Consider the following 20,650-nt stretch of genomic DNA (forward strand, 5'->3'; position numbering starts at 1 on the left):
TAGTTTTTAACTTAAAATAGGATGAGTGTCTAATTTAGTACCAGCCAACCTCGTGCGAATGACGTACGGCCCCGCTAGGATCTTTGTATCTTCCCTTTATGTAGCTAATTCCCCAGCTAATCTGCACTGCAGCATCTTCATGCCAGTTTGCTCCAGCGCTACTCATCTTATCTCCAGGAAGAGCTTGAGGAATGCCATAAGCGTGCGAGCTTGGATTTTCCGCATTCCAACGCCATCCAGATTCCCTATTCCACAGCCAAACAAGATCTTCCCACTGTTTTCCAGTCCAGCCCATTTGTGCCGCAGCTCCTTGCGCAAAAAGCTTTGCCTGCTCTGGTGTAGCGTGAACAAGGCTATTTGGGTTTGACTCAGGAGCAGGAGCGGGAGGATTTGATTCCGGAGCAGCAGGTTGCGTTTGTGATTGAGCTTGCTGATTTTCCTGCGATTGCGCTGCAGCATCTTGCGTAGACTTTTGTGTGTCGTTTCCCTGTTTTGCTTGTGATTGCTCCTGGCCTTGTTTTGAAGGCTGCTGGTTTTGAGAATTTGTATTCTTAGTTTTAGACGCTTGAGATTCAGATTTTGGCTCCTGCTTTGGCTCCGACTTTGGCGCAGGCTTAGCAGCAGGCTTTGGTTTGTTAACAGGCTTCGGCTGAATTGGAGCTGCTTTTCCAACAGCAATAACCTGATTAATAGCAGGCTTTAATACATTTTGCGAAACGAGAGTAGAGCTTTCAGCTTTGCCATCAACATAAGTTACGTTATATACGTCTTCGCGCTCGCCATTAACGCCAGCTTGTTGCACAACTCGAGAATTTGCTGGAAGCTTAGTGTCGATTACGGTTTGTGTAGCAAAAGGCAATGAAACTGTTCTAGTTTCTTTACCATGCGTGACTCTGGAAATACGCAAAACAGTATTACCTTCGTCATCTTCAACGCTAACTCGATCTTCTTTTCCTAATACAATTCCTTGCGCGTCAAGAATAGCGCTTGCAGGTAAGCTTCCGTCCGGAGCAATCCGAGATTTTCCATCCGCAATAACAGTTATTGGGCCTTTTTTATTAATTGCTAACCCGCAGGTGAGTTTATCGTAAATATTTTGCAAATTTACGGTAATTCGTTTAGCGTTTTTAGCGTTTGCTTTAAAGAATCCAATAAGCTGATCAACGCTGGTTGCAACTGTCCAAAATGGTATAGTAACGCCGTCTACAGTAATAGAAGTTTGATACGCGCTTCGCACAGTAACGGTAGCGTGATTTGAAAGAATATCGCCGGAAGAAGATATAACCTGATCGTGTGTTTTTACAGGCACATGCTGCTCTTGTAGCAGGCGAGCAGAAGTTGTGGCATAAGTGTTAACAATGGTTGCTTTGCCATTTACAACTAAAGCTACTGCTTTCTGAGATGTAAATGCAAAAATGCTTATTGCAGCAATAGATAGAGACAAGACGCATGAAATAATACGAGAGCGCCGCATTATAATCAGGCGTCGAGGCGTCCATCGACGTGCCATGTAATCACTCCATTCACTGTAAGACTAGCTTTTATTATACCTTCTATTCTGCATTGGGTTTAAAAATGCATAACAAATAAAATGGGGGCGGGAGAGAAGGGGATATTCCCGCCCCCTATGAGGTGGAGCTGGTTGGGGGACGCTCCACACTCACCCCGGAAACCCTGAGTTGGGGGAAGGTTTCCGAGTTCTTACTCGCGAAAAGTTTTATTATACAGATGATTATGTGCGCAGATATAGATTTGCTATTTTCATAATACGCCATAATTTGGCACTTTATATGAAAAGTAAATTTTTTCTATTTTAAATAGTTAAGTAGTTACTATCCCCTCTGCTTTAATCATTTCACGTTATTATATGCGATATTGAAGATAAGAAAATTATTGTTTTCGAAATTGGCATAAAGTGTTTTTAATCTTTACTATTTATCATACAATAAATCCAGTTATAACTTATCATCTTATTATTGCTATTGTAAATTTAATAAAAACTTTTTATACGCTTTTGACTCATAATATGCGGACAAGTGGATTTTTATAATTTAGCTATTTTATTATGCAAAATGCCCATAAAATGAACCAAAGTTGGTCATGGATACGAATACTGAGATGGGTGCGGGCTGAGAAGTCGTATGAATACTTATCCTGAGTCTTATTAGATAAAAGCCAATTTAAGCTAATTGTTAAATCGTTTGATTGTTTATCATACGCTCTACTTTTAGAAGCCCCGCAGTTAGGACAACGGTATCTAGTAGTGCCAGCATTGGTGTGACCGTTCTTGCTCATTTTGTGATGACAGTTATCGCATAGTGGGTTATTCATACAAATGAAGAATAACCAACATTCGATATACCGCGAGCCCTACTGCTATAAGGGTTATGAGCTTATTTTTTACACACTTTTTGTCCAGGTGGCGAATGTGCAGAAAACAGATTCGATTACCGCAAAACGCTTGTAAACAAGGGGGTGCGTTAATGGTGTTTATCTGATAACATGAAAATAACCGTTCAGCCCGCTGCTCTCTTGGAGTAGACGGGCTGGATTTCTACTCGGGAAGGTGAGGGTATGGAGGTCAAGCCGTCAACCACGTTGGAACAGCAGCTGAATATTCTGTCTGAACGAGGAATGAAACTTGATGAACCACTTGCGCGTCAGTGGTTAACGAGTGTCTCTTACTATCGCTTGTCTGGCTACTGGTACGCCTACCGCGTTCTACCAGAGGATGCTAATCCAAAGCAACCAGTTCGTTTAGACCAATTCGTAGAAGGCACATCGTTTACTGAGGTCGCTGGATTATACGAGTTCGATCGTAAGTTACGCACGTTAGTACACGATGGAATTGAGCGTATTGAAGTTGCCCTACGCACTCGCGTTGGCGAGTGGATTGTGCGGAATGATGCATTGGCTTATTGTAATCCATCGTTGTTCCGCGAGGGATTCGACCATGTTGCTTGGCTTGCAAAAGTGTATGGTCGAATTGTGCGAGCCAGGTCAAGTAATGCAGCAATTTTACATTACGCGAACGAGTACGGTCATTACCCATTCTGGGTAGTAGCGGAGGTTCTGGATTTTTCAGATGTGTCCCTTTTATTTGATGGATTACCTGCTGATGCTCAACACAGTATTTCTACTGATTTTGGATTTGATGTTGATGCCGGTAAGCTAAACTCGAAGCAGAAGAAAAGCTATCACGATAAGGACCCTCTTGTGCGTTGGTGCGAGCAGCTGACTGTTGTTCGCAACGTTTGTGCACACCACGCTCGTCTGTTCAACAGGCATCTGACGCCAGCATCAACGAACGCTTTCCGCACCATTCCCGCTCTCTCATCGTTACCGGATGGGCAGAGCGATAAACTCTATGGGGCGCTACTGGTGATGGCATTCATGCTGCGCACCATATCTCCGGGCACAACATGGCCATCAAAGCTCACAAAATTGATACATACGGACTTCGAAAAACTCAGCCTACGCAGTATCGCTGAAATGGGGTTTCCTGACAATTGGGAAGACAGCCTAAACGCCTCACACAAGTCCGAATCCTCCATATAAAACTCGGGTTATTCCCCAAAATGTGTATACAGAATTTCTTGTTTTTTTTTTGTTCTTATTTGAGGCGTGTTATGCGCACTGCATACTAAAAAGTATTCAATACGCGCCCATAAGTAGGACGCAGAATTCCTGCAATTGTTTTAAGCAAGATTGACTTACCTGCATCGTTCGAACCGATTAATGCCACACGCTCGTGCGGAGAAATCTCGAAACTGACATTATTTAAAGAACAAAAAGCGCTTGAAAAGCACTAGCCTTACATTCGTCTCACTCATCATCTCACCGCCAAAGTGAGGTAGGTATGGAGCCTCCTGCCGGGATCGAACCGGCGACCTGCCGCTTACAAGGCGGCCGCTCTGGCCATCTGAGCTAAGGAGGCGAATGTTTTGCCATGCACGCTATTAAGTCATGCTAAGCAGAACATTGATTAGTGTACCATATGCCACGTCATTACAAAACATTTGGAATGTTTGTATAAAAAATTTTATTTATTTCTATACTCATATAGCGCAATTTGGTAACGTTAAGCACTACCATAATGGAGTATGGAAGATATGAGCATGTTCGATTTGCAGCCAGGTAACAGTGTTGGCGGGTACACTCTTATTGCAAGACTTGGCGGTGGTGCAATGGGCTCGGTTTGGCGCGTTAAAGACGATGGCGGAAATCAATATGCAATGAAAATATTGCGAGCTTGCATAAGCGCTAATCAAAGCGAAAAAGAATATGCTGAGCAGGAACGGGAACGTTTACGTTTAAAGCGTGAAGCTTTAGCATTGCAAAAAATTCACCATCCTGGAGTGTGTTCAATAGTAGATATGGAACTTGATGCTTCAGTAGCATTTATAGTTACGGAGTTGATTGAGGGTAAAAATCTTCGCGAAGACGTTGCAGAAAATGGTCCATATGTTGCTGACGACTTGGAAAGATTAACGCATAAGCTTATTGAAGCTGTTAAAGCGGTGCATGAAGCCGGAATTATACATCGAGATATTAAGCCGACGAATGTTATGATTGCCGCTCATGGACCTGTGCTTGTAGATTTTGGTATTTCTATGGGCGAAGGCGAAAGTCATGTTACGCGTACTGGATTAGTTATGGGAACTCCAGGATTTATTGCTCCAGAAATTATTGAGGGCAAAGATTCCGATGAGTCTACTGACTGGTGGTCGCTTGTGGCAGTGTTGGCATTTGCTGCAACTGGTAAGCCTGTTTTTGGCACAAAGCCTTTGATGGCTGTTTTGGAGCGTGCGGCTTCTGGCAATGCGGATTTAAGCGGTCTTCCTGCAAAAACCATGGACGCTTTTAGAAAAGCTCTTGATCCTAATCGCGAAAAACGTTGCTCTCCCGCTGTTCTTGAGCGAGCAATTAGTGAAGATGCAATAAATCCTTTAGCGTGGCCAGATAACCACCCTTTTGATCGAGACGCTACACGCGGAACTATGCGCGAAATGTGGCGTGAAACAACTCGTGAAACAATTAGTGAAACAATTAGTGAAACAGCTCGTGAAGAAGAAACTGTTGTGTCAACTATTCAAAGTGGTTCGACTACAGTTATGGAACAATCTTCTAACGAAATAAATAATAATAAAACTGATGAAGACTATGACGAAGAATCTTATGCGGAGTCTGATGAATCTTCTGACGAAGCAGCTGATGATGCTGCAGATAAACCTTATGAAGATTTAGAAACCAGCAAGTATGGTTATTTAACTCGCGGATCTTGGATTTTATTGCTATTTGTGCTTATTTGTGCCGCTATAAGTTGTTTGAATTTCTTATCTGCAGTTATATTAAATATATTTATTATGTGGGCCAGCTCAACAGCTGGATACAATATTTCCGCGCGGTTGCGTAGAAAAGAGCTTAATAACGGCGTTGCTCCTCGCGGGGACACTTTTATGAGAGTTGCCGCTCTTCCGTGGCATATTATTCGTGGGCTTGTGTATACGTTGCCAAGAATTGTACTTATTTTAATTTGTGCTGTTATTGGGGCTTGTGTGTATCCGCTACTGTTTGGTAGTTCTGCAGAATTTATGGCTTTTAATATTTGGTCAATTCGTATGATTTTCCCAACTTATTTGCCAACTATTCTTTCTTATACTTCTGCCGGGTATGCCATAGGTTTTGTTATTGCGTGGATTATTCTTGCCGTTTTTAAGGGTACTGACATGTTCCGCATAGGCCTTGGCTCATTTTTACGTTTCCGTTGATGCCATCTATTAGACTGTGGTGAAGTTATTATTTTATTGACAAGCATGCGCTAGGACTAAGTCTTAGTTTGCAAAATAAAGGGTTTAAGGATAGTAATGCCTAAAATTCAGATACAGGACAATCAGCAGGGGAATCCATCTTCTACTCGTCAGCAAAGAAACATTGAGAAGCGTGAGCGCGCATTGCGTGAAGCGCGTGAGCGTCGTCAGCAAACAATTATCGGAATTGTTGTAACAGTTATTGTTATGGCTATGTTAGCTGCAGTTGGCGTTACAGCTTACCAAGCTTTTTATCAGTCGCCGCAAACAAATATTGAAAGAACGCAAATTGAGCGTTCTGAAAAATCTAAAAAGCAACTAAAGAAACTTGGTGCTAAATATAAGCCGGAAGTTGCCAATTCTAAAGGCGGAATTCTTATAAGCAAGCTTGGCTACAACAAGCCTGTTGCTAAAGCTCCAACGGTTGCAACTTATTTTGATCCTTTATGCCCTGGATGCGGAAACTTTAATCGTGAAGCAGATAGAGTTTTGGCTGCAATGGTTCGCGCAGGCCAAATTAATTTGGAAATACACCCAATGTCATTCTTGGATAGGATTTCTACTGATAAATATTCAACTCGTGTATCTGGCGCTATTGCCTATATTGCTAATAATGACAGCAATCCAGAGCATTTGCTGCAATTTATTAACAACATTTTTGCAAAAAACTTCCAGCCAGAAGAAGGCGACGACTATAAGCCGGTAAGTAACGAAAAGTTGATTGAACAAGCTAAGAACGCTGGAGTAGACGATTCTGTTGCCAGCAAGGCTTTTGATCGCAGATACTTAGAGTGGCAGAATTTGATTAACAAATACACTCCTGATTTTATGGAGTTGTTGAATGTTTCCGGATCTAACAAAGGTTCTATGACAACGCCAACTGTAACAATCAATGGAAAGTTGCTCGATATTAATGCTGCTAGTAACAAGAATATGCACACTCTTGAGGCTTTGCTGCATTGCATTGGTTTGAATAAGGACCAAATTGGAGTTGAAGGTCAAATGCCTAAAGTTTCAAGCACTGACTCTCCTATAGACTTATAGTTACATAAAATATTTAACTAAAACGGGCGTTATGCTTATGCTTAACGTCCGTTTTCTTTTTTAATATTTCTTTTTAATATAAACAAATGATTACATAATTTCGTATTTTTTATTGCAAAAACTAACTATTGTTTAGGTGTTTATTAATAACTTTCCGTCCGTTCGACACGCCGAAGTGTTGAAAAATACTGATTTTTTACTGTTTTTCTAAGATAAACATGGTATATTAAGGCTTGGCTCAACGAAGAGAAACCTTCAATGGACCAGGTAAGTAAACTGTGGACGATTGATACCCGCCGATGTAGGAATTGGGGTCATGAGTGCACACCCTTCACTACGGATCGTTCGGCACGTACCTGCCGATGAAAGGACATATCATGGCAGAAGTTGTATTTGATCATGTGACTCGTATATACCCGGGCAACGATAAGCCTTCGGTTGACGATTTGTGCATGACTATTAGAGATGGCGAGTTCCTCGTACTGGTTGGTCCATCTGGTTGTGGTAAGTCTACTACTTTGCGTATGTTGGCAGGCCTTGAAGAGGTTAACAAAGGACGTATCCTCATTGGCGGTCAAGATGTTACTACAATGCAGCCAAAGGATCGCGATATTGCAATGGTCTTCCAGAACTACGCGTTGTATCCACATATGACAGTTGCAGACAACATGGGCTTTGCTCTTAAGATTGCAGGTGTTCCAAAAGAAGAGATTCGCGCTCGCGTAGAAAAAGCAGCTGAAGTTTTGGACTTGACAGAGTATTTGGATCGTAAGCCAAAGGCTTTGTCTGGTGGTCAGCGTCAGCGCGTTGCTATGGGCCGCGCAATTGTGCGTGAACCAAAAGTCTTCCTTATGGATGAGCCTCTTTCGAACCTTGATGCTAAGCTCCGCGTGCAGACTCGTACGCAGATTGCTGCTTTGCAGCGCCAGCTTGGTGTTACTACCCTGTACGTGACCCACGATCAGACTGAGGCTTTGACAATGGGTGATCGTATTGCTGTTATTAAGCTTGGTGTTTTGCAGCAGGTTGGTGCTCCAACTGAGCTTTACGACCGCCCAGCAAATGTGTTCGTTGCAGGCTTCATCGGTTCTCCATCCATGAACATTAACCAGCATCCAGTGGTTAATGGACGTGCTCAGATTGGTGAGGATTCTATTGTTCTTCCAAGCGAAGCTGTTGATAAGCTCACCGCAGAAGATCGTGGACAGATTATTGTTGGCTTCCGTCCAGAAGACGCAAGCTTGGCAACTTCCGATGATCCAAATGCGTTCTCCTTGAAGGTTATGAACGTAGAAGATCTCGGTTCTGATGGTTACATCTACGGCAACATCATCACTGATGGTTCTCCTGAAGAAGCATCTACTATGATGTCTGATCAGAACAAGCTTACGACAATCCGCGTGAATCCACGTGCTTTGCCGAAGGTTGGCGATACTGTCAAGATTAAGATTGATCCATCTAAGATGCATCTGTTTGCACCTTCTACTGAGCTGCGTTTGAACTAAAAGCGTAGGTTTGCTGCTTACAAAAGCAAAATAAGCAAACTTTCGGTATAAGGGTATGGCGGGGTTCGCAATGAAAGCGAACCCCGTTTTTGCCAGCAAAATCGGTAAAAATCGGTAAAAACTTGCAGAAAAATAAAAGCAAAAACAGAATTTAAAACAAAATAAAAGCAAGCAAAAGTTTGTACATTACTGAACATGCTTTATTATGTATAGTTGTTATCAATAATTAGCCAGTGGTTGATTTGCGATAAATAGTTATTGCAGATTGTATTGTTGGCACGAGCTTGATTGTAAATGGAAACTATGGAATGGAATGACGCTCCTCAATTGGATCCGCGTGCTGTGCAGGCAACTTCTGTATCTGCACAGGACGAGAGTGCGTTGTCTCAGGAGCCTACTGCGCTTAAGATTACTGCAGCTAGTTCAAATCCTAAGATGTTTACGTTGCCATGGGAGCTGCCACTTTCTCAATGGCCGTCTGATTTGTTTGTAAACCTTCCTCGTGGTATTTCTCGACATATTGTGCGTTTTGTTCATGTTGGCGATGAAGTTTATGCCATGAAGGAAATCACTCGTCAAGTTGCAGAACGAGAATACGAACTTTTGCGTAGATTGCGCAAGCTTGAGTTGCCAACTGTAACGCCTATAGCAGTTGTTGCAGGCCGCAGAGACGCTAATGGCGAAATGCTTGAAGCAATACTTGTGACGAAGCATTTGAAATTCTCTCTGCCGTATCGTGCTTTATTTGCTCGCACATTGCGACCAGACACGGCTGAACGACTTATTGATGCTCTGGCTGTGCTGATGGTGCGCCTGCATCTTTCTGGCTTCTATTGGGGCGATGTTTCACTTTCTAACGTACTATTTTTGCGAGATGCTGATGCGTTTTCCGCATTCCTGGTTGACGCAGAAACTGGTGATTTGCATGGAAGCTTAACAGAAGGCCAGAGAGAATACGATATTGATTTAGCTAGAACCAATATTATTGGCGAGCTTATGGATTTGAGCTCCGGTCAGCTTTTGCCTACGGAAGTAGATGAAATTAGCATAGGCAATCGTTTAGTGGATCGTTATCATTCACTTTGGAGCACGCTTACAGACGTCGATAAGTTCAGTCCTGATGAAATGTGGCGAATTGAGCGCCGCGTTAATCGTCTTAATGAATTGGGATTTGACGTTGACGAGTTGGAAATGAAAACTTCCGAGGATGGCCGCAGAGTGCTTGTTCGTCCTCGCGTTGTGGATGCTGGTTATGCTTCACGCAAGTTGCTACGTTTGACAGGCTTGGACGTGCAAGAAAATCAGGCTCGAAGGTTGTTGAACGATTTGGATGCATACCGTACTTCTACATGGCGTCAAGGTGAAGAGCTGGAAATCGTTGCGACTGATTGGATGCGTGAGATTTTTGAGCCTACTGTTCGTATGATTCCACCTGAATTCCGTTCTCAGATTGAGCCAGCGCAGTTCTTCCATGAGGTTTTGGATCATCGTTGGTTTATGGCAGAAAAAGTCGGTCACGACGTTGCTATGCAAGATGCTGTGACAAGCTATATTAAAAATGTGCTTCCTCAGTACAAAATGGACAAACGTGTGCTTGCTGCAATTAACGCGGATGCTGATTCTGGCGTAGTAGATGATGAATCTACTTACTTGCAAGCAAATAATCCTGGCGTTGATATTGACGAAGACGATCAAGACGCAAGCGTTTGGGCAAGTTGATTTTTAATATAATTACTGTTTGATTTAAGCAGTTTATTAAAGCCTAAGTCTAAATTTGGGTATAAAAAAGTGCCCCCTGTGGGACTCGAACCCACAACCCAAGACTTAAAAGGACTCTGCTCTGCCAATTGAGCTAAAGGGGCAACAGATGCCCAGTATACTACATTCAAGAGACGAAGTGAAACTAGCATACTGTTGTGCGTGTTATAAACAAATTATTTCAGTATTCCTAATGTTTCCAGCTTTGACTTAATTTGCGTAGCAGACGGTTCAACCATAAAAGTATTGTCAGCAAAAGTAACTACCGGAATATGCTTTTGGCCACTAATCTCTACGGCTTTTTCTGCAGCGCCTTCTTCAGTTTCTATATCGTGCCAAATAAAATCTACGCCATACTTGTTAAGTGCAGCTTTTGCTCGTATGCAATCACCGCACCAGTTAGCACCGTATACTTCTATAGATTTATCTGCCATAAAATCTCCTTAAAACTACTAATCATTGCTAATCAGCACTAATTATTATTAGAACATTTAAATTGCTTATTTTGCGCAATATATTGCTTTTAACAGTGTAATGGAATCTATTGTGTTGCGGTAGTTAGATTTTAAAGTGTGACGAAGATGAGAAAAAATAGTGAAATCTATTGCTAGTGTCCCTTGATTTTCATAGGCTTAATTCCATGAACATGGTTTTAGATATGAATATGGTGATTTGGTTTGTGGCGGCGACCATAGTTATTGCCGTATTGCTAGTGGCTGTTGCGGTAATCTTGCGAATTTGCAGCCATAGCCGAGGCCCTGAAATTCCAAAAAGTGTTGATGACTCAGTTGAAGTAGGAAAGAACGAGTCTAAGATTCCAGAATCAACAACCTCTCGCTTACAGCGCCTTCGGAAACGTTTATCTAATAGCGCAAATCCATTCGGCCGCACACTTTTCAATATCATAAGCAAAGATCATCTGTCGCAGGAAGACTGGGAAGATGTAGAAGACACTTTATTAATGGCTGATGTTGGTGCGAAAGCTAGTGAGGAATTAGTTGATTCGTTACGCCAAGATGCGCGTATTTCTGGAACTTCTAGTGCAGAAGATGTGCGTGCGGCTTTGCGCGCAAAACTTTTGGAACTAGTTGGTGAAAATACTGATCGTCGTCTGAATGAAAATAAGCCGGGCGCGCATCATCCAGGCGTTATTATGATGGTTGGCGTAAATGGAACTGGAAAAACAACAACTGCAGGCAAACTAGCAAGACTATTCGTTGCTCAAAAGCAATCTGTAATGATGGCTGCTGCAGATACCTTCAGAGCTGCAGCAGCGGATCAGCTTGAAACCTGGGCATCCGAAGTAAATGTGCCAGTTGTTCGCGCAGATAAAGATGGTGCTGACCCTGCATCCGTAGCTTTTACAGCCGCGCAAAAAGCTGAAGAAAATAAAACTGATGTTCTTATTATTGATACTGCTGGACGTTTGCAAAATAAAGCAAATCTAATGGATGAGCTAGGGAAAATTCGTAGGGTAGTAGAAAAAACTATGCCTGTAGATGAAGTGCTGCTTGTTTTGGATGCTACTACTGGGCAAAATGGAATGGCTCAAGCAAAAATATTTGCTGAAGCGATTGGAATTACTGGAGTTGTGCTTACAAAGCTCGATGGTTCTGCTAAAGGCGGAATTGTTGTTGCAGTTCAAAAAGAACTTGGTGTTCCTGTGAAACTTGTTGGATTAGGAGAAGGACCGGATGATTTAGTCCAATTTGATCCGCAAAGTTTTGTTGAAGGCTTGCTGGCATAAGATATATTTGATTTTCCGACTACAATAGGTAGAAAGTGATGTATCAGCTGCAATGATTATTCCTTGCACTGTTTGAAATAATTGAGGTGAAAAATGACCACAATGGATCCGCAGTGGGCGTTGTTGGCCGGCGCATTGGTGTTTATTATCACGCCGGGTATTGCCCTATTTTATGGCGGCCGCGAACGCGCTACTTCCATGGTAAATATGATGATGTTATCTGCTGGCGCTATCGCTGTTACAACGCTTGTATGGACTTTGTGGGGATGGTCACTGGCTTTTGCTGGCAAAGATATGGCTGGCGGAGTTGTTGGCGACCCGTTAAGCGGTTTACTATTCCGCGATTCTATGGTTGCAGATCATGGTGTATTTACATCCATGGATGCTAATTCCGGACTAGCTGGAGGAATTCCTGCCGCATTCCGCTTAGCTTGCGCAGTTGTTGCAGTTGCTTTAATTACTGGAGCGTTGGCTGGGCGTGTGCGCTACTCTATTTGGCTTATTTTCGTGGCTGTTTGGGTTACTTTAGTATTTGCTCCTCTTGCGCATATGGTTTGTGGCGGCGGATTGCTGTCTCCTAATGGAGCTATTTCGCAAGCTTTGGGCATTCAAGTGCATGATTTTGCGGGCGGATCTTTACTTCATATTGCTGCTGCAGTTTCAGCTTTTGCAATTGTTATGATTATTGGCGGCCACGCTCACTTCCCATTGAAGCGTTTGGTATTGCATATTAAAAATGTTGCTCATGCTGGAACAGGCGCCAGCTCGGCATCTGCTAAAACTAATTCTCGCAATGCAAAGAGTCGTTTATCTCGAGCATTGTGGGCTGATGTTGCAAAGGCTCAGGATAATTCTTCTACCGAATCTGTTGTTTCTTCAGTAGCTACTGTAGCTGAAGTTGCTGAAACTTCTTCTCAGTCATCTGTTGAAAACGGTTCTGTTCGTCATCCGCATAATGTTCCATTTGTTATGCTTGGAATTTTCTTGATTTGGTTCGGATGGCTTGGCTTAATGATTGGCTCTTCCGCTGGAGTTCCAGGTGTTGCTGGTTATGCTTGGGTAAGTTCTACAATAACCGCATCTGCATCAATGCTGGCTTGGGGTGTGACTGAACGTTTGCGTTCTGGATGCTTCTCGGCATTGGGTGCTGCGTCCGGCGTTATGGCAGGTTTGTCTGCTAGTGCAGCTGCTGCAGACGTTATTGCGCCACTGTGGGCTTTGGTTTTGGGCGTGCTTTCCGGAGTTATTACTTCACTTGTAACTCATTCTCGCACTTTCGCACGTTATGACGGAGCTTTGCATGTTGTAAGTGTAAATGGTGTTGCAGCTCTTATTGGTGTAATTTCCGTTGGACTTTTTGCAGATGGTTCTGGTTTGCTTTCTGTTGGAGATTGGCATCAGCTTGTTGCGCAACTTTGCTTAATCGGAATTACAGTGCTTTACTCTGGCGCTGTAACAGCTATTGTTGCTTTTGCTCTTGAAAAGCTTTTTGGCTGGCGTATTTCTGAAGCTAAGGAACGTAAGGGCGTTGACTTAGCCGATCAAGGCGAGCGCGCTTATGATTTCTCTGCCATTGCTCAAAGCCATGAAGGTGCTGTTGTTGCAGTGTCTGACGATGAGTCAAGTAAAACTCAGATGGCCGTTCTTACTTCGGTTGATATTGCAGTTGATGACAATTCTCTGGAGTCTGAATCGGCTAGTGCAGATAAGCAAGCAGATTTGCAAGACGGTAAGGAATCAGATTCTGAAACTAATGACGAATCTAAAAAGAGTCAATCCGAAGATAATTTAGACGAAAAAACATTAGAAGAAGAACACGAATCTAATAAAAACAATAAAAAATCTAGTAAATCTCGCGAAAATAACGATAAGTAAAGCGGGAAAAATAGGTTCCGTAAGACACGCACGAATTATTAAATGTGGATAAAAAGATAAGTTATCCACATTTAAGGCGTGTCTAAGTGGACATCTCACAAAATTATCCACATGCTGGGGATAACCATGTGGATATCTTGCGAATAACTTTGCGGAATCATATTTTTATTTGCGCTTTACACATATTTGTGTTAGCTCACTCGCGAATATTTTTATGTGGTATTTGCACAATATTGCATTTGCTGCGATTTACTAGATAGCAGTGAAATGAAGCATTATGACGAATCAAGAGTTGGATAATCAGAATAAAAAAGAGGTACTTCGCAATATTTGGATACTTGCCGTACCAACTTTTGGACAGCTTATATCTGAACCTGCGTTCGTACTTATTGACACTGCTATTATTGGCCATATTGGCAAAAACGCGTTGGCTGGACTTTCTATTGGTTCAACTGTACTTCTTACCATTGCAGGTCTTTGCTTATTTTTGGCATACAACACAACTTCTCAAGTTGCTCGTCTTTTAGGCGCGGGAAAACGTCGAGAAGGTTTTAGCGTTGGAATGGACGGCTTGTGGCTTGCATTGTTTCTTGGTGTAATTCTTACAGCATTGCTTATTTTCGCCGCCGAGCCGCTATGTTACGCAATAGGCGCGCGCGGATCTACTTTGCAAAATGCTATTGTGTACACTCAAATGGTTATGCCAGGACTTCCAGCAATACTTCTTGTGTATGCTGCAAACGGCATATTTCGTGGGCTTAGAAAAGTCCGTATAACATTATTTGCTGCTGTTAGTGGAGCTGTGCTTAATACTATTCTCGATGTGATTGCAGTTTTTGGGTTAAACATGGGAATTGCTGGCTCTGGAATTGCAACAATGATTGCTCAATGGTATATGGGGCTTGTGCTTAGTATTCCAGCTGTTATTTGGGCTATGCAAAGTGGAGCACGTCTTAAACCTCATTTTCAACATATTTTGCATTCTGCAGGAACTGGCATGCCGCTATTCGTGCGAACACTTGCATTGCGCGTGTGCATGGTTGCTACGGTTGTTGCTGCAACTCGTCTTGGTACAAATACGCTTGCTGCGTATCAGGTTGCTAATTCTTGCTGGAATTTTGTTATGAATATTCTCGATGCTATTGGTATTGCGGCACAAACTATTGTTGCCTCAGTGCTAGGAGCAGGCCTACGTAAGCGTGCTGGAATTATTGCACGCATTTGTGCCCAAGTTGGTGCTGTAAGCAGCTTAGGAGTCGGTTTATTCATGATTTTGGTGGGGTGGAGTTGTTCGCCACTGTTTAGCCCGCATGCAGATATTCAGCTTTTAATTTCTGTAGGCATGACAATTCTGGGCTTGTTCTTGCCTCTTGCCGGATGGATGTGGGCGCTAGATGGAGTATTGATAGGCGCTGGTGACCATTCTTACTTAGCAAAATCATGCTCAGCGATGGCAGTTGTATATTTAGGCGTACTTATTTGTACAAGCTGTTTTGACGTTGCGCTTAACGCGAACGATGTAATAAGAACAATCACATTGTGGATTGTGCTAAATTCAGTGTATATTGGCGGTCGTGCGCTGGGAAATAGTTTGCGTATTAGAAACGATTTGTGGATGAATGCTGCACTAAAACTGTAAATATTATTTGTAATATTACTTGTGCAAATATTTTGAATTTTTTGTTCTTAAATACGTGCGCGCGTTTATACTCGTTTTTATGGCAGATAATGATATGTGGCAGTCTACTAATGGCAATGCTGGCCGAGCAGGAAGCAATCGTGGTGGCAATGCTGGCGCACCGATATATGGTTCTGGAGCTCCTCGTAACGCTGAAGGAACAAGCGGTACCACACTGTTTGATCGCGTTCCTCCGCACGATGTTGATGCCGAAATGGCAGTGCTTGGCGGAATGCTTATGAGCAAAGATGCTATTGGTGAAGTATCGCAAGTGCTAGAAACAGCAGATTTTTATCAGCCTCAGCATCAAACTATTTACGATGCTATTCTTACGCTTTTTGCAGGATCTCAGCCTGTTGATGTTGTGCTTGTAGCTAACGAATTAATGAAGGATGGGAATCTCGATAAAGTTGGCGGAGCTGATTATTTGCACAGCCTAGTAGCTTCTGTACCAACGGCCGCAAACGCAATGTACTACGCAGATATTGTGCATCAAAATGCTGTTCTTCGTAACGTTATTACTGCTGGAACAAAAATTGCGCAAATGGGCTATTCTGCATCCGGAGCTCAGGCAGAAGATATTGTAAATCTTGCACAATCAGAAGTGTATGAGATGAGCGCCGGCAAAGTGCGTCAAGATTACGTTGCTATTGGTCCAGTTTTGCAAAATACTCTTGATCAGCTCGATAAAATGCAAAATCACGAACTTGAGCAGGGAGTGCCAACAGGATTTCGTGACATTGACGAAGTTACTCAAGGTTTGCAGCCTGGTCAGATGATTGTTGTTGCAGGCCGTCCAGCAATGGGTAAGTCAACGCTCGGCATTGATTTTGCGCGCTCTGCGGCACTACACCACAATATGACGTCTATTGTGTTCTCTCTAGAAATGAGCAAAGTGGAATTAGCACAACGTATTATTGCTGCAGAAACTAATATTCCACTCGCTGCCATGCGAAGAGCAGAAGATATTACTCCAGATCGTTGGAATACTCTTAATAATTTCTGGACAAAAATGCAGGATGCTCCGCTTTTTATTGATGACAGTCCAAATATGAGCTTGATGGAAATTCGCGCAAAATGCCGCAGGCTCAAGCAGACGAATGATTTGAAACTGGTAGTTATTGATTACCTTCAGCTTATGAGTTCCGGCAAGCGTGTAGAAAGCCGACAGCAGGAAGTTTCGGAATTCTCGCGTGCGCTAAAGCTTCTCGCCAAAGAGCTTGAAGTGCCGGTTGTGGCATTGAGTCAGCTTAACCGAGGGCCGGAAATGCGAAACGATAAAAAGCCACAGCTTTCGGATTTGCGTGAATCTGGTTCTATTGAGCAGGATGCTGACGTTGTGTTCCTTGTGCATCGCCCTGATTTTTACAATAAGGAAGATCGCCCGGGCGAAGCTGATATTATTATGGCAAAGCATCGTAATGGTCCTACAGACACGTTTAATCTTGCCTTCTTGGGTGCAACTTCTAAGTTTATGGATATGCCGCAAGATTACCAGCAGGCGGGAGTGTGATTTAGTATGTCAAGCGGCGACCATGAATCGCGTAAAGAGTTTCACAAAAATTTGCACAAGCATTGGTACAGTTTTGCCATGCCTGCTGTTGGTAAACTTGTTTGCGCGCTTTCTAGGCTGCTTCACCATGGTGGAAGCGCGTTACCTGGTAAAGTTATTGAGAGCCTCGATTCAGGCTTTTTAGCGCGTACTATTTCCTCATTGCCATATGGGATAGTGCTCGTTTCTGGCACTAATGGTAAAACTACTACAACGCGCATGGTAACTTCTATGCTGCGCGACGCAGGACTTAACGTATTTACCAATCCAACCGGTTCAAACTTTACTAGAGGAGTAGTGGCAGCTCTTGCAAAAACTATGCCGGCTTTTGGTACGAAACTAGACGCGGATATTGCAGTTTTAGAGCTTGACGAAGCGTACGCAGTACATTTTGTGAATCAAATCAAGCCAAGCTACTCTTTATTGCTAAACGTTATGCGAGATCAGCTCGACCGATTCGGCGAAATTGATACAACTGCAAAACTATTAAGCAACGTAGCTGCTGCAACCGAAGGAACAGTAGTGCTAAACCGTGAGGATCCACGTATTTGTGCGCTCGCAAGCTTTGTTCCTTCCGGCGCTCGCGTGCAATATTTTGGTTTAGATGATGCTGTAAAAAGCATGTTTCCAACTGATGATGATTTGCACAATAGCGCTGAAAAAAGCGAAAATTGCGAAGATATTGCAGTGGGTAAAAATAGCAATCTTCCTAAAGCAGACGTTGTGCTTTCAAAAGTTGGAGACCATGAGGCTGAGTTTATACTTGATGGCAAGCGTAAAACCACATCTGTAAAACTCGACGGCGCTTACAACATTTTCAACGCTGCTGCTGCAGCAACAGTAGTTCGCGCTATATTAGCGGACGCTGTAAAACAAAATTCTACGCTGCAAAAATTCGATGACGATGCGCTTATGGAAGCGATTTCGCACGTAACTCCTGCTTTTGGTAGAGGCGAAGTAATTGAAGTTAATGGAGCTCCTGTTGAGCTTGTTTTAGTGAAGAATCCTATTGGTTTTAGGCTTGCAATTGCTTCGGACCATCCGAAAAATCACGATACCATGATTGCAATTTGTGACGAATATGCGGACGGTAGAGACATGAGCTGGCTGTGGGACGTTGATTTTGCAAGCTTTAGCGGCACTGGAGTTGCGTGTGTTTCTGGTACTCGCGCATGGGATATGGCTTTGAGGCTGCAGTACGATAAAGTCTCGGCTTGCAATGTGAATACGGATTTAGAAGAAGATACTAAAGCTTTCGTAAACGGCGATTTTAGTGGCAATGCTAAAAACGCTAAGCGTATATATTGCACGTATACTGCAATGCTTCGCGTGCGCGCGGCTTTAGCGCAACTTGCGGAAGTTAAAGACGTTGGAGTTGGGAAGTAATAGTCATGAATGGTTCCAGTGATATTAGTAAAGCAAATGCTACTTTTGAAGAAAATCTCGTGCTAGATATTGTGTCGCTGTACCCGAAAGACATGAATATTTACGGCGACTATGGCAATGTGCTTACTATTATGCGCCGAGCGGAATTGTACGGTTACAAGCCTGTGCTACACGAGTACAATGTTGGCGATTTATGGCCAGAGCGCGTGGATATGATTCTTGGCGGAGGCGGTCAAGATCATGGTCAAAGCAGAGTCACGGAAGATTTATTTGCGCGCGCGGACGCGATTCGTGGGCTTGCAGAAGATGGCGTTCCAATGCTTATGATTTGTGGTCTTTACCAGCTTTTTGGAGAGTATTTTGAAACCGTTGAGGGGCAAAAACTTCAAGGAATTGGCGTACTCGGCGAGCATACGGTTGGTCAAGACGTGCGCATGATTGGAAATCTTGTGGAGCATAGCGCCGATTTTGGCGATATTGTGGGCTACGAGAATCATTCTGGGCGCACAAGCTTGGAAGATGGAACGCAGCCACTTGGCTCGGTTGATAGCGAAAACTGCGGTAATAATGGCAAAGATCACACGGAAGGAGCGCGCAAATACAATGTTATTGGAACGTATATGCACGGCTCAGTTTTGCCGAAAAATCCGCGTCTGGCTGACTTTTTAATTCGTACTGCTGCACAAAATCGTTACGGCGAATTTTCGCCCAAGCAAACTGATGCTCAACGCGCGGAGCTTGCGAAACTAGACGAATTAGCTGAGCGCGCTCGCAAAGTGGCCGTAACTCGTCCGCGGTAAGAGAGTTATCTGCGCTAAAATTTGTCAACTCTAAACACAAAAGCCTGCTGAAGTTGCAAAGTGTTGCAAATCAGCAGGCTATTTTGTAGTTTTAGGAATTTTTAACTGGATTTTCCTTATCTATTCACCTTGATTTGGGATTGGTGGGATAGTGTTGAATAATGATTTTAATTCATCAACAATTGCAGCTTTTTGCCATTCTTCCATTCCATTCTTCCACACCAAATCATTGGCAGTTAATTGTCCAGAAACGGCCATTTGCGTCAATGCTGGAATGTTAAAAGGTCCAGTTGGCTTACCGTTGACAGCAACGTAATAAGATGAAGTAGGAATTGGTGGTGGCGCTACGTTAGATTGTGCTGGCTGGTTTATGCCGCCGATTATGTTATTCACAGCTCCAGCAATATTATTTCCAACTACGCCTCCAACAGCCATGCTTGCCATCATTGCTGCAGGATTAAAACCACTTAAACCGTCATCTCCAAGATTTATATTTCCAGCTCCATTCTCGCCCATTTGGCCTAATGCGTTTGCTCCAGCAACACCTACTTCTGCTTGCTTCTCAATCTGGAACGCGCCGATATTTGTAGATTGTGTTGCCTTATGCTGAGCATACTGGCCTTCTTCGCGTTGGACTCGCAAAGTTTCTTCATAGTTTTTTATTTTAATTCGTTGTTTATCTGAAATATTTTTAATATTAGCTGCAGCTTCTGCTTCAGCAGTAGCACTTACTATATTCTTGGTTACCCGCATAAGTTGCTTGTATCCGTCGCTTGTTTTATCTATTTCAATAGCGCCAACATCAACAGCAGATAACATAACGCCAAATGTTGTTTCTAGTCGTTCTCTTATGTCATGTTCTACTGCGTCGTTTATTTGTTGCGTTCTTGTTTCAAGCTGAATTACAGGAATCCTATAATTTGTAGGCGCATTAGTCACAATATTTTTTATATAGCGATTAACTGCATCGCAAATTTGGTGACTAAAATCTTCAAGGTTAAAGTTATTAAGCCTGTGCAATTTAATAAATTCTCGGTAATTTTTGATGCTAAAGCTAATTGTTCCTCGAACCGCAACAGGTACACCAAAATCTACAAACCTTGGATCGTATACATCAAAGAACGGCACAGCGAATTTTACTTGAATAATTTGAGCAAGATTAATAAAATAAACCTCTGCTTGGAAAGGAGTTCCACCTTTGTACGCAAGACCAACGATGCTTGCAAGAACAGGGAAGTTATCGGTTTTAATTGTTTGATCAAAAGGACCAACAATAAAATCCTGCATTATGCCATTTTTTTGGTTATATACAAAAACTGCCACTTCGCCATCTTTGACTCTTAAAGATGATCCAAAACGAATAGCATTCTCTCTATTATTTTCCCCAAGCTCTGAGCCAGAAGGACGCCATTTCCATATTAGATACGAAGGCTCATCGCAGCGTATTTCGTCCATAATTCCTACGCCTCTTTTTGTTTTATCAAATAAAAACATT

The 20,650-nt window shown here is 42.9% G+C and carries 14 protein-coding genes, 2 tRNA genes and 2 pseudogenes; 11 read left to right on the forward strand and 7 right to left on the reverse strand.

Translation table 11 applies throughout. The annotated features are described in order from the left end of the window. Positions 1–34 precede the first annotated feature (34 nt). Entirely contained in the window at positions 35–1,510 is a 1,476-nt protein-coding gene (locus NG78_RS04955; RefSeq protein ID WP_004133934.1) for an aggregation-promoting factor C-terminal-like domain-containing protein, read from the reverse strand. Positions 1,511–2,076: 566 nt separating this feature from the next. Then, positions 2,077–2,331, reverse strand: a pseudogene (locus NG78_RS05960) (transposase-like zinc-binding domain-containing protein); the annotation flags it as partial. Between the two features lie 243 nt (positions 2,332–2,574). On the opposite strand from NG78_RS05960, the gene NG78_RS04950 reads away from it, so the two are divergent. Continuing rightward, entirely contained in the window at positions 2,575–3,558 is a 984-nt protein-coding gene (locus tag NG78_RS04950; protein ID WP_004133936.1) for an Abi family protein, read from the forward strand. A gap of 85 nt (positions 3,559–3,643) precedes the next feature. Here NG78_RS04950 and NG78_RS06235 read toward each other — a convergent pair. After that, positions 3,644–3,772, reverse strand: a pseudogene (locus NG78_RS06235) (ATP-binding cassette domain-containing protein); the annotation flags it as partial. A gap of 88 nt (positions 3,773–3,860) precedes the next feature. Further along, a tRNA-Thr gene (locus NG78_RS04945) sits at positions 3,861–3,937 on the reverse strand. A 166-nt stretch (positions 3,938–4,103) separates the two neighbouring features. Between NG78_RS04945 and NG78_RS04940 the strand changes: the two genes are divergently transcribed. From NG78_RS04940 to NG78_RS04925, 4 genes are all read left to right on the forward strand, one after another. Then, entirely contained in the window at positions 4,104–5,771 is a 1,668-nt protein-coding gene (locus NG78_RS04940; protein WP_004133937.1) for a serine/threonine-protein kinase, read from the forward strand. A gap of 96 nt (positions 5,772–5,867) precedes the next feature. Next, positions 5,868–6,854, forward strand: a complete 987-nt coding sequence (locus NG78_RS04935) for a DsbA family protein (protein ID WP_004133938.1) — start codon at positions 5,868–5,870, stop codon at positions 6,852–6,854. A gap of 377 nt (positions 6,855–7,231) precedes the next feature. Continuing rightward, positions 7,232–8,359 carry an ABC transporter ATP-binding protein gene (locus NG78_RS04930; protein ID WP_004133939.1) on the forward strand — a complete coding sequence of 376 codons (1,128 nt, stop codon included), beginning with the start codon at positions 7,232–7,234 and terminating at the stop codon, positions 8,357–8,359. A 303-nt stretch (positions 8,360–8,662) separates the two neighbouring features. Beyond that, complete coding sequence (locus NG78_RS04925) at positions 8,663–10,078, forward strand: DUF4032 domain-containing protein (RefSeq protein ID WP_004133940.1); 1,416 nt, start codon at positions 8,663–8,665, stop codon at positions 10,076–10,078. A gap of 70 nt (positions 10,079–10,148) precedes the next feature. Here the strand turns inward: NG78_RS04925 and NG78_RS04920 are convergent. Both NG78_RS04920 and NG78_RS04915 read right to left on the reverse strand, forming a co-directional pair. Next, positions 10,149–10,221, reverse strand: a tRNA-Lys gene (locus NG78_RS04920). Positions 10,222–10,293: 72 nt separating this feature from the next. Beyond that, a complete protein-coding gene (locus NG78_RS04915) occupies positions 10,294–10,551 on the reverse strand; it encodes a glutaredoxin domain-containing protein (RefSeq protein WP_004133941.1) in 258 nt (85 codons plus the stop codon). 206 nt (positions 10,552–10,757) lie between these two features. On the opposite strand from NG78_RS04915, the gene ftsY reads away from it, so the two are divergent. From ftsY to NG78_RS04885, 6 genes are all read left to right on the forward strand, one after another. Further along, positions 10,758–11,864, forward strand: coding sequence for a signal recognition particle-docking protein FtsY (gene ftsY / locus NG78_RS04910; protein WP_004133942.1), 1,107 nt, complete (start codon positions 10,758–10,760; stop codon positions 11,862–11,864). A gap of 93 nt (positions 11,865–11,957) precedes the next feature. Continuing rightward, a complete protein-coding gene (locus NG78_RS04905) occupies positions 11,958–13,739 on the forward strand; it encodes an ammonium transporter (RefSeq protein WP_019260597.1) in 1,782 nt (593 codons plus the stop codon). Positions 13,740–14,016: 277 nt separating this feature from the next. Continuing rightward, entirely contained in the window at positions 14,017–15,378 is a 1,362-nt protein-coding gene (locus tag NG78_RS04900) for an MATE family efflux transporter (RefSeq protein ID WP_004133944.1), read from the forward strand. 79 nt (positions 15,379–15,457) lie between these two features. After that, positions 15,458–16,930 carry a replicative DNA helicase gene (gene dnaB / locus NG78_RS04895; RefSeq protein ID WP_004133945.1) on the forward strand — a complete coding sequence of 491 codons (1,473 nt, stop codon included), beginning with the start codon at positions 15,458–15,460 and terminating at the stop codon, positions 16,928–16,930. Between the two features lie 6 nt (positions 16,931–16,936). Then, positions 16,937–18,355, forward strand: coding sequence for a Mur ligase family protein (locus NG78_RS04890; protein ID WP_004133946.1), 1,419 nt, complete (start codon positions 16,937–16,939; stop codon positions 18,353–18,355). Positions 18,356–18,360: 5 nt separating this feature from the next. Beyond that, on the forward strand, positions 18,361–19,155 hold the full coding sequence (locus NG78_RS04885) for a type 1 glutamine amidotransferase (protein ID WP_004133948.1): 795 nt from the start codon (positions 18,361–18,363) through the stop codon (positions 19,153–19,155). 120 nt (positions 19,156–19,275) lie between these two features. Here the strand turns inward: NG78_RS04885 and NG78_RS04880 are convergent, their stop codons facing one another. Further along, positions 19,276–20,649, reverse strand: coding sequence for an SPFH domain-containing protein (locus NG78_RS04880; RefSeq protein ID WP_032837658.1), 1,374 nt, complete (start codon positions 20,647–20,649; stop codon positions 19,276–19,278). Position 20,650: the final 1 nt, after the last annotated feature.

This window comes from Gardnerella greenwoodii 00703Dmash (assembly GCF_000263635.1).
Taxonomy (GTDB): domain Bacteria; phylum Actinomycetota; class Actinomycetes; order Actinomycetales; family Bifidobacteriaceae; genus Bifidobacterium; species Bifidobacterium greenwoodii.